The organism is candidate division Zixibacteria bacterium HGW-Zixibacteria-1, from assembly GCA_002838945.1.
Classification (GTDB): Bacteria; Zixibacteria; MSB-5A5; order GN15; family PGXB01; genus PGXB01.
Genome location: PGXB01000066.1, coordinates 1 through 13,581, shown reverse-complemented (window position 1 = coordinate 13,581; position 13,581 = coordinate 1). Strand labels below are relative to the sequence as shown.

Genomic DNA, 13,581 nt, shown 5'->3' with positions numbered 1-13,581 from the left:
ACGCCGTCATTCGAGCCTGGGTTTTAAAAATCCAGTTGACTTCGAACGGGCGGCTACCCTATCTTAACTATGTGTCCATTTTTTTAGGGGAAGACCAAAGGGATGACATCATAAGAGAAATTGATTCTGTCTTGAGCCGGCCCGTAGAGGAACTTCAGCCCCTCGATAAAGAGGAGCTTAAGGTTCGGGTACAAGGTGGTGAGTGGGGGAATGCAATTACCTCGGGCATCGTCGCCGGAATAGTGTTAGGCTTTGCCCTACAATACTTCCAGGGCGTTCTTATGCTAATGGTGCCCGCTGCAGCAATAGGATTCTTCATTTTTAGTAGCAATTTCCGATTCTCTTGGGAACAGAAGGCATTAGCAATTGCCATAATGTTGACCGTGGGTTTCTTTGGAGAGACCTTTCTCCGATGGGCATATTCCGGCTAGTATCGGCAAGTGGATTTGAAAGAACACAAGTGTAATCATAAGCTGAAAGAAGCCTCGGAATAGAAGATTAAACCCACGGTGCGGGGCTACTGCTCGAATATCGTCATTCTTCTAGACCTACACAGGTCCAATGGCCCTACCACCCAACCATGGCCATCTCTCTATATTATTGTTTTCCAATGCATTCCGCCAACCATCGCCAGTGCAATCGGATCGGGAATCGGAAGTTCACAAAAGCTTGGGGAGAGTGATACCGGGGCCGCATTTATATTTCAGCTCTATTCTATAAATTACCGGTGGCCGGTCTCTATGGTATCAGGTAAAGTCAAAGATCTGCAGGATGTTTTTCCTGTTCCCATCAGGATAAGTTGGCGGTGGTGTCAGTTGCGGGGAGCAACTGCAAAAGAATGATTGGATTCAAGACAGGTTTGCGAGCCAGAATAAAAGGTAAGTACTGGAGTAGATATAAGATCAGCCTTTTTCTTATTAAGGAGAAGCCATGGGAATTTTTAAGTTCGGAAACAAGACATACACTGTGGACACGGAAGAGTTTCTGTCTAATTTCAATGAATGGGATGAAGATTTTGCAAGGGGTATGGCTCCTAAAGTCGGTATAATCAGTGACTTGTCGGAAGATCATTGGAAAATCATACACTTTATTCATGATACGTTCAAGAAAACCGGGAAATGCCCGCTGGTTTATGAAACTTGTGAAATAAATGGCATTGAATTGGATGAGCTTGAAATGCTTTTCCCTGACGGGTATCACCGGGGCGCTATAAAAATTGCCGGACTGCGGGTCGGGTAATTTCAATTGCTGTCTAATATAGAAGTCAAAGCAGGTCCGGTTTTATCCCATGCTTGGGGTAGGCCTCTAATACCTTCGGACAGGTATTACCCTGATTCAATATTCCAACTAACTGTGTCTGGCTGAAGCGTGACCGTCTCATGTGAACCTCCTGACAACATTATCCCAAAAGCTCCACTCTTTACCTGTCAACCGTACGAGGGAGCTTACAAAGCCGACAACGGCAAGCATTTGAAATTTCCATCTTTTTCTTGATACTTTGGGGAAAGGAAACCCGATATATTTTGTACGCATTAAAAAATCATAAAGCTTCATAAAATTTATTGACCTAAGATGAAGATATAATTGACATTGCCTGTTGGTAGCTATATATTATTTATGGTTTAATTGCCATCATTGAAAAAGCAGTTCTTGAAATTTTGCGGCAGAAGGCAGCTTCTTGGTTACAGCTTGTCCGTTCCGCAATCAGGGTGCTTTCCGTCCGCTGTTAATAGATAAGTAATAGTAATGAATATCCTGAATAATTCCAACTAGGGAGCAAACGAAAATGTCTGGATGTCATCATCAATGGGAAATGATAGATATTCGATATGGATTTGTGGTTTTCGAAAAATGTTTCCACTGTAATGCCTTGAGGACATATTTTACAGCCGAAGTCAATCCAATTTTAGGTGACAAGTATCGTGAGGACGATTGTTTTTGGAGCCGGGTTGAAAATGCCCAATCTTTCCAATTCAATTTACGTTGCTCCAAATGCGGCCATATAGAAAAATTAAATGACCTGATGGGCTTTCTTCACTGCACGGGATGCCTGGCTGACTGCCAAGTGGAAATTATGCAGCAGCAATATGAAGCCGAAAAAACCTGGATTCTTGTCGCTTTCAGTTTTCTTCTTAAAGACAGACGCCAACCAATTTCTCTGAGTAAACTGGATATGCTGACCGACTATTTTAATCAACGAAGGGATACTTCACGTTCCAAGATAAAGATTATCTCCTTTGATCTGATTGAAGATCTCGCACATTGTCGGGGAGATTTTATTCATGACGTGGGTATGCTTTCCACTGAGCCACTCAATGACAGAAAACCCTTGTTTTAGAAAATGAATGTATTTCCTTATAAAAAGGCAGGAGACTTTTCATGACAACCGAGGATTTAATCGAAAAAATAGGCCTGAAACCTCTAAGCGCTTTCGAATCGCGTCGTGTCGAGGGCGTATTCATTTCCGACATGATCAGTGATGTCATGGCCGGGGCCAAGTCCGGAGATCTCTGGCTGACCGTCCAGACCCATAAAAGTATCATTCCGGCGGCCAATCTGGTTGATGTGGCAGCTATCATAGTCACTAGTGGGAAGGAAGTTCCAAAGGATACCATTGACCTGGCCAGCAAATACAACATTGCCATTTTTTCCACCAATCTGCCCACCTTTGAATTGGTTGGAAAGCTCTATACCCTCGGTACCTTGGCTAAATAATGGTTTTGTCAATCATACCGACATTCTGGAAAGGGCTTAGGCATCGATAACTGATGCACGGATAAACTATGGAGATACGGATGATAAAGGATGCTCTGGGAGCCACGGTTATTGAGTCCGAGGACAGACTGGATTCATCTGTCGAGCATATCTATGCATCTGATTTAATGAGCGACGTCCTGGCATTTGGCAAGGCCAATTCCATTCTATTAACCGGTCTGGCAACCCAGCAGGCCGTTATATCGGCCCATATGGCGGAATTTAAGGGTGTCGTTTTTATCCGTGGCAAAAAACCCAAAGATGGCTCACTGAAATTTGCCAAAGATAATAATCTGATTCTTCTTTCGTCCGAGCTTGATATGTTTGATGCTTGTGTCAGAATAGATGCCGCAATGAAGGGAGCTTTGCATATCATGGATGCCGGAAATACCAGGAATGCTCCGGTTGAGGTTCTTTTAAAGCAAGAGCTGTACATTAATGGAAACGATTTTGCCAGTGCCGGAATGGTCTCCACTGAAGTCAAGTCCATTCTGAAGAAAATCGGATTCGACCCGGTGCTTGTCAGAAGGGTCGCTATTTCCACTTATGAGGGCGAAATGAATGTGGTCATGCATGCCAATAGAGCCAAGGTCTGTCTTTCCATCACCCCCGAGGTTATCGTCGTTATAATTGACGACGAGGGAAAGGGAATACCTAATGTAGATTTGGCCATGCAGGAAGGATTTTCGACGGCAACTGAAGAAATGAGGGCCATGGGTTTTGGTTCGGGAATGGGATTACCGAATATAAAGAGAAACTCTGATGAGCTGTCGATTAAGAGCCAGGTCGGAATTGGAACCCGGTTGGAAATAAGGTTTTTTATTCAGAATATTCCTTTTAGTTAAAAAAAGGATACAAATTGACCGAATTTTATCATGCACATAAGGTGCTGTTGGAAAAATGCCGCGGACACATGATATGCATGCGTTGCTGTCCAACTCAGGCTATCCGGATAAAAGACGGTAAGGCCGTCATATCGAATGAGCTTTGCGTGGATTGTGGCACTTGTATCTCGTCCTGCCCGTCAAACGCTATCATTCCCATCACCGATCCTCTGAGTGAAATATCAAATTTTAAATATAAAGTGGTCGTTCCCTCCTCGGTCCTCTATTCGCAATTTGAACCAAATGTCCATCCTTATGTCATTCATTTGATTTTAAAGAAACTTGGTTTCGACGAAGTCGTCGATGTCGGAATTTTTTATTCCATGTTGGCCAGAGCCCTGGTCAAATACCTTCAGGAAAATAAGACCAGGCGCCCATTGATTTCATCGGAGTGTCCTTCGATTCTCAGGTTGATTCAGGTGAGATACCCGGATCTGGTGGAACTTGTCCTTCCGCTGGATGTCCCCCGCGAAATAGCTGCCCGTGAGATAAAACGAAGGTTGTCAGTAAAATTGGGGCTGAAACCGGAGGAAATCGGAATCACCTATGTCGCCCCTTGCCCTGCCAAAACTGTATCTATAAAACAGCCGGCCGAGAAGGCACACTCCTGGTTAGATGTCGCCGTTTCGATCAAAGATGCATATTCTGTGATTCGCCCCCATATCTCAGGCATTATGGAGAACTTTGATTTGAGCCAGGTTCCTGAGGATTTTGTGTTCAGCGGCGATTGGGCCATACTGGGCGGAGTAACCCATGGAGTGGAAATGGAGAATTGGCTGTCCGTCTCCGGTCTGGACCATGTGAAGAAGATCTTCGATGACATCGAAAATTCGCATCTGCGTAATGTTGATTTCGTCGAGGCTCTAACCTGCATGCTGGGCTGTTTCAGCGGCCCCTATAATATTGAGAATCCATATATCGCCCGCGCCAATAGTATAAGGCGGAGAGCCAAGTATAAAAGCAGTCTCGAACTGGATGAAAAAAATATTACGCGTCAACTTGAAAATGGTTATTTCAACCTGGAGCATCCTGTCCTGCCGCGGCCATCCAAGTATTTCGATACCGATCTTGAAACCTCTATAAAAAGAATGAAAGAAAGAGAGAGAATATATCAAAGGCTTCGCCAGAGCGACTGCGGCTGTTGCGGAGCGCCCACATGCATGGCTTTCGCCGAGGATTGCGTCCGGGGCGAAGCTAAACTGACCGATTGTATCTTTTTGGCACAAGCGGGGGGAGGGCAGGACTAATTGTGCCTGATTCCCCGTTCCGCAAGGAAGGAAGGTGATCCCATGGCCCTTGAAGATTATCGCGATGTCTTAACGGAATTTGCGTGTGTAGAAGGGGACCTGATTCCGATTCTTCAGATGATTCAGGAAAAGCATGGGTACATTTCTGAAGAAGCTGTCAGGAGCATCTCTCCCTTTCTTCATATTTCTGAAAACCAGATCTATGGTGTCGCTTCCTTTTATTCCCAGTTCAGATTTACTGAACCGGGACGAAACTCCTTGAAGGTCTGTATGGGGACGGCGTGTCACATGCGCGGTGGTCAGATTCTGGCCGAGGCTGTCGGGAGAGAACTGGATGTGAAACCCGGTCAGACAACCAAAGATAAGCGCTATGATTTTCAAAGAGTGGCCTGTTTGGGATGCTGTGCATTGGCCCCGGTAATTCAAATCAATGATGATATCCGCAGCCGTATGACCGTCATTCGATTAAAAGAAATACTGGACAAATATGAATAACTTTGAACGGATCAAAAAAGATGCCGGGGAAAAATGGGATCAGCTCCAGAACAGCAATATCCCGGTTATCTATGTCGGTACCGCTTCCTGCGGCAGGGCCGCCGGAGCAAAAGATATACTCGACGCGATCAAAATAGTTCTTGCAGAAAATAATCTTCAGGCCCGCATTGTCCAAGTCGGCTGCATCGGCCCCTGTTACCTCGAGCCACTTATGGATATTAGGCTACCCGATAAACCTCGAATAAGCTACGCCAATGTCACTTCCAATAAGGTCAAACGGATATTGGAATCAATCCTTCTTAATAATAATCCCCAGGCACAAATGGCCCTGGGTCATTTCGGAAATAATGAGGACGAATTAACGAAGGGGATTCCCCGATTTTTTGATCTTCCGATGCTTAAGCCCCAGGTGAGAATTGTCCTCAGAAATTGCGGTTTTATAGATCCCGAAGAGATTGATCACTATATAGCTAACGACGGTTATTCGGGACTGCTGGCCGCTTTTAATAAAGGACCGGAAGGCGTTATCGCCGAAATCAAAGAAGCCGGCCTGCGCGGACGCGGTGGGGCGGGATTCCCGACATATAAAAAATGGGAAACCTGTCGCGGTGTTCCCGGCGATACGAAGTACATGATTTGCAACGCCGATGAAGGCGATCCCGGGGCGTTTATGAACCGCTCCTTAATCGAGGGTGACCCGCATTGCGTCCTGGAAGGACTCCTGATCGCCGCCTATGCCATCGGGGCCACGCAGGGATATATCTATATTAGAGCTGAATATCCTCTGGCCATCGTGCGACTCAAAAAAGCCATGGCCCAGATGCGTCAGTATGGACTTCTTGGTAAAAATATCCAGAATTCGGGCTTTGATTTCGATATCACTATCAAAGAAGGTGCCGGAGCTTTTGTCTGCGGTGAGGAGACGGCTCTCATCGCCTCAATTGAGGGCAAAAGAGGCATGCCCAAATCGCGTCCCCCCTATCCGGCTATCTCAGGTCTTCACGGCAAACCCACCATCATAAACAATGTTGAAACGCTGGGGACTCTGCCAAGTATCCTGCGCCATGGCGCGGTCTGGTACAGGCAATTCGGAACTCAGGGGAATTATGGGACCAAAACATTTTCCCTGGTCGGCAAAGTGCGCCGCTCGGGACTCATCGAAGTGCCCCTGGGAACGCCTCTTCGCCAGATAATTTTCGATATCGGCGGTGGCTCCCGCAAACCATTCAAGGCCGTCCAAACCGGCGGCCCTTCAGGAGGATGTCTATCCGCGGAATTCCTGGATACACCGGTCGATTATGAATCTTTGGGTGCGGCCGGTTCTATTATGGGTTCAGGGGGATTGATTGTTATGGATGAAGACACCTGCGTTGTTGATGTTGCCCGATATTTCCTCGATTTCACCCAAGAGGAATCCTGCGGAAAATGCTCTCCGTGCCGGGTCGGGTCCGGGCACATGGTGGCAATTCTGGAAAGAATAACCAAAGGACAGGGACAACCGGAGGATCTTATTAAACTCCAAACTCTGGGAGAAACGGTCAAACGGGGATCGCTCTGCGGGTTGGGACAAACCGCCCCCAATCCGGTACTTACGACGTTGCGCTATTTCCGGTCCGAATATCTTTTTCATATTAAGGAAAGACATTGCCCGGCCGCCGTTTGTAAGGAATTAATAGAATATCGCGTGGTCCCTGAAAAATGCACGGGTTGCCGGAAATGCGTCAGCGTCTGCCCGACCGGGGCTATCACGGGCCCCAGGGCCGAACCGCACAATCTCGATCCGGATAAATGTATAAAATGCCGAGCCTGTTATGAAATCTGCCGTTTCGATGCAATAGCGGGCGATGCCATTATTATTAAATCCAATCGGAAAAGCCAAGAGGAGCAGTTGATCTAAAATGATCACCATAAATATTGATAATCAACCTCTGCAGGTAAAAGCAGGAACCACCATTCTTAAGGCCGCTCAACAGAGTAATATTTATATTCCCACCCTCTGCGACCATAAGGCTCTGACTCCTTTCGGCGGTTGCCGTATGTGTATTGTGGAAGTCGAAGGAATTCGCGGTTTTCCCACAGCTTGCACCACGCCGGTCACGGAGGGGATGATTGTCCGAACCAGTACGGTTCAGCTTCAATCCATAAGGTCGGAGATACTGCAGTTGATACTGAGCGAGCATCCCTGCAGTTGTCTTATCTGCGACGAGCAGGATGAGTGCAAGGAATTTTCCGGTACTATTCGTAAGGCCGGCGTGACCACCGGCTGTCGTTATTGTCCCAATGATGGGCAGTGCGAATTGGCCGAGGTCGTGAAAATCATCGGTGTGAAGGAGATTAATTATCCCATCAGCTACCGCTATCTGCCGATTGAGAAAGCGGATCCCTTTTACGATCGTGATTATAATCTCTGCATTCTTTGCGGAAGATGCGTCCGCATGTGCCAGGAGATTCGTGCGGCCAATACTCTTACATTCAAACAGAGAGGCCGACGGACCATTATCGGCCCGGCCTTTAACCGCACCCACATCGAAGCCGGCTGCGAATTTTGCGGCGCCTGCATTTCCGTCTGTCCCACCGGCGCCCTATCGGAAAAAACCCGAAAATGGCTGGGAAAGGAAGATCGTGAGCGAACCACGACGTGTGCCTTATGCGGCGTCGGCTGCCAGATTCTCCTCCAGATAAAGGACAATGAAGTTATTTCTGTTTTGCCGAATGAAGATCCCCTGATTAACAATGGGCAACTGTGCGTCAAAGGGCGTTTCTGCATTCCGGAACTGGTCAATAACCACCGACGCCTCAAAAAGCCATATCAGATCCATAAAGATTTAAAGGCAGAGATTTCTCTGGAGCAGGCAATCGAGGTCGCCGCCGGCAATCTTTCTGCCTGTCCTTCCGGGAAGTTTGGCATGATTGTGTCACAGAATTGCACTAATGAGGACCTTTATGTGGCTCAGAAATTTGCCCGAACCGTAATGGCATCGAACAATATTGATACCATGGCCCGGGTGTACTATGGAGAGAATTTCAGAAATTATCTCCATCTGGCAATAAACTCCTCCTCGCTGGAAAATTTCCGCCAAGCTGCCGCAATTCTCTGTATCGGGCTGGATACTCGCTTGGGCAGATCGGTCGTGGGAGTCGAATTGCGAAGGGCAAATAAGCGTGGTGCAAAAATTATTACCATCAATTCCCGACCGCACAATCTGCCCGTCATCGCTGACAAATGGCTAAAACCGGAAATCGGTCATGAATTTAATCTTATTCAATCAATGTTACATTTAACCAAAAATGACAATATTTCAAAAGTAAAACCACCTGAAGATCCGTGCGGTTTTTTTGACGAAGTAGCTTCGGCCGCGAAAATGCTCATGGAAGCCCAGGCTGCCGTCATCCTGATCGGCTCGGATATTTTCCGTTATCAAAGCAGTGTCGAAATTCTTAAAATCGTCGGGGAACTGGCCCAAAATATTAACGCCGGAATTATGCTGTTGCCGGTTCAAAACAATTTCTACGGCACTTTGACAATGGGAACTTACCCGGAGCTTCTGCCGGGAGGTTTATCCGCGGCATCCAGCGAAAATCGCGACCGTCTGGGTGAAATCTGGAATGCCAAAATTCCGGATATATCGGACTCCTGGAACGCCTCTATCCTCTCAAATGGAAGGGCCCTGAAAATCCTCTATTTCATTGGGGAAATCCCCTTTAAAAGCCATACCAAAGCTGATTTTACGATCTTTCAAAATATATATCCGCCGGAATCCACGCGAATGGCCGATCTGATTATTCCATCCGCGGCATTCACGGAAATCGACGGAACCTTCATCAATGGCGAGGGGCGGCTTCAGAGTGTAAAAAAAGGCGTAAATCCGCCCGAAAATGTTCTCCCCGATTGGAAAATACTCAGTCTTATAGCCAAAAAGATGGGAAAGAATGGTTTTGAGTATACATCCGTAGAAGAAATTCAGAAAGAAATTTCGTTTTCCGTAAGCGAATTCGGTGAAGTGAATGACGAACGAAGAAATATAATTCGGCTCGGATCAATATCCGAATTCATGGCCAATCAGCAAAATGCCCGTTGTAAAACCAGGGCCGATATGGAATATCCCTTTCTTCTGCAAACTTCCGCCATTGAACACACATATCGCGGTTTTCCCCTCTCCGCTTATGTCGGTGGTCTTAGAGATTTGCTTATGGAAAACTTCTTGGAAATCGGACCTGATGATGCCAAAGAGCTTGGACTAATTTCCGGAAACGAGGTTATTGTAACTTCCGCCGAGTTCGAGAAAACATGGCCGGCAAGAGTAGTTGACGAGCAATCCCCGGGAATATTGCACGTTACCTTGCCGCAGGGGGAAATCTCCGGTTACAATCCTTATCCGGTCAGAATAAGGAAGAAAAATGTATAAGCTCCTGGAAAATCGAATGATTGTTCCGAACATTCACCTTTTGGTACTCGAAGCTCCAGCGGTCGCGCGTGAGGTAAAACCAGGGCAGTTTGTAATTCTTCGAGCCAACGAAGACGGCGAAAGAATACCTTTGTCTGTGGCCGACTGGGACAGAGAAAAGGGAACAATAACCACCGCCGTAATGACGATCGGTGGAACGACCGGCGATCTGGCGGCAGTCAGAGCGGGAACAGACATTCCCACTGTGGTCGGGCCGCTTGGCAATCCAACGGAAATCGATAAATTCGGTACGGTCCTGTGTGTCGGCGGGTGCTATGGCATCGGCAGCATTTTTCCCATTGCCCGTGCGCTAAAGGAAAAAGGCAACCGGGTCATCATCGTCATCGAGGCCCGGAGTTCCTATCTATTATACTGGGAAGATAAACTCAAGCAGGTTTCGGACAAATTGATTCAAATCACCCGCGATGGAACCAAAGGGTACCGCGGGCATGTCGGTAGAATCTTTGAAGTCATGAAAGCTTCCCAGGAGAGTATCGACCGGATGATAATTAACGGCTGTACGTTCCTGATGAAGAGAGGAACCGATGCCAGCCGGCCATTGGCCGTTAAAACCATCGTGAGCCTGAATCCCATCATGATAGACGGTACGGGGATGTGCGGCGTTTGCCGGGTGACAGTCGGCTCGAATACAAAATTCGCCTGTGTTGACGGACCTGATTTTGACGGACATGAGGTCGATTGGAAGGAATTATTGCAGCGCCGAAAAACTTACTTAAGAGAAGAAGTCGTTGTATTAAGATCAAGTCGTTGCGAAGAACATGCTCTTAAAGTCAAGGAAGAAAAGCCATGACTGAGCCGAAGAAGAAAAAGATCGATTTGAATCGAAGGGAGATGCCGAAGCAATCCCCCGAAATCAGAAAATTCAATTTCGGCGAGGTGGCCCTCGGATATCCGATCGATACCGCGGTGCAGGAAGCGGAACGATGTCTTCAGTGCAAAAAGCCGCTTTGCATAGGGAAATGCCCGGTCGAAATCGATATTCCCGGATTTATCAAGTGCATCGCGGCCCATGATTTCGGCGGCGGCATCAGAATTCTCAAAGAAAAGAATTTGCTTCCTGCCGTATGCGGCCGGGTTTGCCCTCAGGAAGAGCAGTGCGAGTCCGTTTGCGTGCTTGTAAAAAAGCATGGTCAGATAGCGATCGGACGGCTCGAAAGATTCCTGGCTGACTGGGAAGCTTCCCAGGGGAAATTCGAAATCCCCGATATTCCCGCCCCTACCGGCAAGACAGTGGCCATTGTCGGGGGCGGCCCGGCCGGTTTAACCGTAGCCGGCGATCTTATAAAATTAGGTCATCAGGTTACTATTTTTGAAGCTCTTCATAAATTAGGTGGGGTCCTCACTTATGGCATTCCGGAATTTCGACTTCCCAAAGCTATCGTCAATCGTGAAGTCGATTATTTGAAGAAACTTGGCGTCGTTGTAATCACCGATTTTGTTGTCGGGAAAACCAGAACTATTGATAGTCTTCTTCGCGAATTTGACACCATCTTTGTCGGCGCCGGCGCCGGCCTTCCATGGTTTATGAATATTCCCGGCGAAAATCTCAATGGTGTCTACTCGGCCAATGAATACCTGACCAGAATGAATCTGATGAAAGGATTTCTGTTCCCGGAGTACCGGACCCCCATAAAGGAACATCGCCGCGTGGCAGTTGTCGGCGGCGGGAATGTCGCCATGGATTGTGCCCGGACCGCCCTTCGGCTAGGCGCCGAAACCAGGATCATATATAGACGATCCCGACAGGAATTGCCCGCTCGCCTGGAGGAAGTGGAAAATGCTGAAGAGGAAGGCATCGTTTTTGATTTCCTTACTCTGCCGATCCGTTATATCGGAGATGAAAACGGCTGGGTGAAAGAAATCGAATACCTAAAAATGAAACTTGGTGAGCCCGATGCCTCGGGGCGGAGAAGCCCCATTCCCATCGAAGGTTCCGAAACAATTCTTCCCGTTGACGCCGTCGTCTGTGCCATTGGCAATAGCCCCAATCCGCTCATCTCTAAAACCACACCCGGATTGGTCATTGGTAAGAAAGGGAACATTGTGGCCGATGAGCAGACCGGAAAAACCTCGATGGATAGAATCTGGGCCGGAGGTGATGTCGCAACCGGAGCCGCTACGGTCATTTTAGCCATGGGCGCCGGGCGCAAGGCGGCCCGGTCCATTCATGATTACCTGTGTTCTTCCGGTTAAATCCAGAGAGCATACTTCCCCTTATAAAATATTTGTGTGTAAACGGATTACAGAGAGAAGCAAATGGATTTCAATTCAATGAATGATATTCCGGATTTTGCCATCGGCAAGGAATAAGAAGCGCGCGAATTCTACATCAGGATCGCCGATTCGGCGAAATTTACGAACATGCGGCGAATTTTTCTCATTCTTCATGTAGTGTTTTTACTGATGGTATCAGTTTCAAGTCAGGTACAAGCCAAATGGTTTCAAGGTAAACCATTACCCGAAATGAAATCTATTTGAGTTTATGAAATAAGTTACAAATATAGAAACTTTTGCTATAATGCCCCGTCATATAAGCAAGATTGTAGTTAGTGATTTTTGTAATAATATGGCTGAATCCAAATGCCCGGAGATTGAGGTTGCATTATCAAAAAAACAGTAAATTTTCACTTAAATTGGACCGAAGATGGGGAGCAAAACAACCTTTATTTCTCGTCGTCGTTTCAAATTTGTGAGAGTGGGATAATATTATGACTGAAAACGGCCTGATGACATCTCCGCCATCCAAACTGGCTTCATTTTTCTTTCACAATAAGATGAGTGTAGCGGCCATTGTGCTGGTCATGGTACTTGCAACAATGTTGATCGCCGGTTTTGGAGCCTTGATCCCGATAATAATCACCCTGGTAGCCCTGCTTGTCTGCCTGAAAGACGGTTCTGTAAAGTTGATAGGCCTGACCCGTCCTCAATCATGGCCGATGACAGTTCTGCTGGGTGCCGTCATAGGCGTTGCCCTTCAAATGGCATTCAACATCCTCTTTGATCCTCTGTTTGAGCTGATAACCGGCTCACAGTTGGACCTGAGCAATGTGGATAACGTAAGGGGGGATTTCCCGAGATATCTGGTTTGGCTTGGGATTGGCTGGGTAATCGGTGGCTTCCTGGAGGAGCTTTCATTTCGCGGCTACATGATAACCCGGATCCGGTTCCTTCTGGGCGGGAATGCCGTCGGTACTACAGTCGCTGTTCTGGCCAGTTCGATCCCATTCGGGATAGCACACATGTATCAGGATTGGGCCGGAGCTCTTAGCGCCGGTGTGATGGGTCTTTGCTTCGCACTTTTGTTTATAAGGAGCCATTACAATCTTTGGCTGCCGATATTGGTCCACGGGTTTGCCAACACAACGGATCTTACACTGATCTATTTTGATCTACAACAAGCTTTTCGTCTGTTCTGAAGCACGTGTCAAGCGTCAAATTAGCCGGATATAGTAGGTCAAGTGTGAGGTTGCCCTCCTGACATCTTCATTCAAAGCCCCCGGTCAAACGAAAAACCCGAAATCAAAAAAACATAAAATTTCTATTGTCGTTTTAGTTATCTTTTTTTATATTTGGATTGTCGGAAAAGGAAAATCTGGAATAATGGATTTTAAATAGGCAGGAGTCAGGAGACTCCTACCCTTGTATCTTATTCTCAAAGGAATTGATATATTAAAGCGGACCGGGATGAAACTGTTCCTTCCCTCAGGTTTTTAAGCCTGTCTAGTAGATTAGTTC

The 13,581-nt window shown here is 47.0% G+C and carries 12 protein-coding genes; all 12 read left to right on the top strand.

The genetic code is table 11. From position 1 onward, the window contains the following. The coding region (locus CVT49_16055) for a hypothetical protein (GenBank protein PKK81993.1) at positions 1-431 on the top strand (431 nt) is incomplete at its 5' end. 499 nt (positions 432-930) lie between these two features. Further along, positions 931-1,239: a hypothetical protein gene (locus tag CVT49_16050; GenBank protein ID PKK81992.1), complete on the top strand. Its 309-nt coding sequence runs from the start codon at positions 931-933 to the stop codon at positions 1,237-1,239. 574 nt (positions 1,240-1,813) lie between these two features. Continuing rightward, positions 1,814-2,338 carry a hypothetical protein gene (locus CVT49_16045; protein PKK81991.1) on the top strand — a complete coding sequence of 175 codons (525 nt, stop codon included), beginning with the start codon at positions 1,814-1,816 and terminating at the stop codon, positions 2,336-2,338. Between the two features lie 41 nt (positions 2,339-2,379). After that, the gene (locus CVT49_16040) at positions 2,380-2,715 is read left to right on the top strand and encodes a serine kinase (GenBank protein PKK81990.1); all 336 of its coding nucleotides are present in this window, start codon (positions 2,380-2,382) and stop codon (positions 2,713-2,715) included. A 413-nt stretch (positions 2,716-3,128) separates the two neighbouring features. Further along, complete coding sequence (locus tag CVT49_16035) at positions 3,129-3,599, top strand: anti-sigma regulatory factor (GenBank protein ID PKK81994.1); 471 nt, start codon at positions 3,129-3,131, stop codon at positions 3,597-3,599. Between the two features lie 14 nt (positions 3,600-3,613). Then, positions 3,614-4,885, top strand: a complete 1,272-nt coding sequence (locus tag CVT49_16030; GenBank protein PKK81989.1) for a ferredoxin — start codon at positions 3,614-3,616, stop codon at positions 4,883-4,885. Continuing rightward, positions 4,886-5,380 carry a hypothetical protein gene (locus CVT49_16025; GenBank protein PKK81988.1) on the top strand — a complete coding sequence of 165 codons (495 nt, stop codon included), beginning with the start codon at positions 4,886-4,888 and terminating at the stop codon, positions 5,378-5,380. After that, positions 5,373-7,277, top strand: a complete 1,905-nt coding sequence (locus tag CVT49_16020; protein ID PKK81987.1) for an NADH-quinone oxidoreductase subunit F — start codon at positions 5,373-5,375, stop codon at positions 7,275-7,277. Before CVT49_16025 ends, CVT49_16020 begins: the two co-directional genes overlap by 8 nt. 1 nt (position 7,278) lies before the next feature. Then, the gene (locus tag CVT49_16015; protein ID PKK81986.1) at positions 7,279-9,786 is read left to right on the top strand and encodes a hypothetical protein; all 2,508 of its coding nucleotides are present in this window, start codon (positions 7,279-7,281) and stop codon (positions 9,784-9,786) included. Next, positions 9,779-10,636, top strand: a complete 858-nt coding sequence (locus CVT49_16010) for a ferredoxin-NADP reductase (GenBank protein ID PKK81985.1) — start codon at positions 9,779-9,781, stop codon at positions 10,634-10,636. Before CVT49_16015 ends, CVT49_16010 begins: the two co-directional genes overlap by 8 nt. Further along, entirely contained in the window at positions 10,633-12,039 is a 1,407-nt protein-coding gene (gene gltA / locus CVT49_16005; GenBank protein PKK81984.1) for a glutamate synthase (NADPH), homotetrameric, read from the top strand. Before CVT49_16010 ends, gltA begins: the two co-directional genes overlap by 4 nt. A gap of 515 nt (positions 12,040-12,554) precedes the next feature. Beyond that, positions 12,555-13,262 carry a hypothetical protein gene (locus CVT49_16000; GenBank protein PKK81983.1) on the top strand — a complete coding sequence of 236 codons (708 nt, stop codon included), beginning with the start codon at positions 12,555-12,557 and terminating at the stop codon, positions 13,260-13,262. The last annotated feature ends 319 nt before the right edge of the window (positions 13,263-13,581 follow it).

What these genes read in the sequence shown, in the direction of transcription:
- CVT49_16015 (PKK81986.1), top strand. Translation starts at nt 7,279, where the DNA reads ATGATCACCATAAATATTGATAATCAACCTCTGCAGGTAAAAGCAGGA.
- CVT49_16045 (PKK81991.1), top strand. Translation starts at nt 1,814, where the DNA reads ATGATAGATATTCGATATGGATTTGTGGTTTTCGAAAAATGTTTCCAC.
- gltA (PKK81984.1), top strand. Translation starts at nt 10,633, where the DNA reads ATGACTGAGCCGAAGAAGAAAAAGATCGATTTGAATCGAAGGGAGATG.
- CVT49_16040 (PKK81990.1), top strand. Translation starts at nt 2,380, where the DNA reads ATGACAACCGAGGATTTAATCGAAAAAATAGGCCTGAAACCTCTAAGC.
- CVT49_16035 (PKK81994.1), top strand. Translation starts at nt 3,129, where the DNA reads ATGGATGCCGGAAATACCAGGAATGCTCCGGTTGAGGTTCTTTTAAAG.
- CVT49_16000 (PKK81983.1), top strand. Translation starts at nt 12,555, where the DNA reads ATGACTGAAAACGGCCTGATGACATCTCCGCCATCCAAACTGGCTTCA.
- CVT49_16020 (PKK81987.1), top strand. Translation starts at nt 5,373, where the DNA reads ATGAATAACTTTGAACGGATCAAAAAAGATGCCGGGGAAAAATGGGAT.
- CVT49_16050 (PKK81992.1), top strand. Translation starts at nt 931, where the DNA reads ATGGGAATTTTTAAGTTCGGAAACAAGACATACACTGTGGACACGGAA.
- CVT49_16010 (PKK81985.1), top strand. Translation starts at nt 9,779, where the DNA reads ATGTATAAGCTCCTGGAAAATCGAATGATTGTTCCGAACATTCACCTT.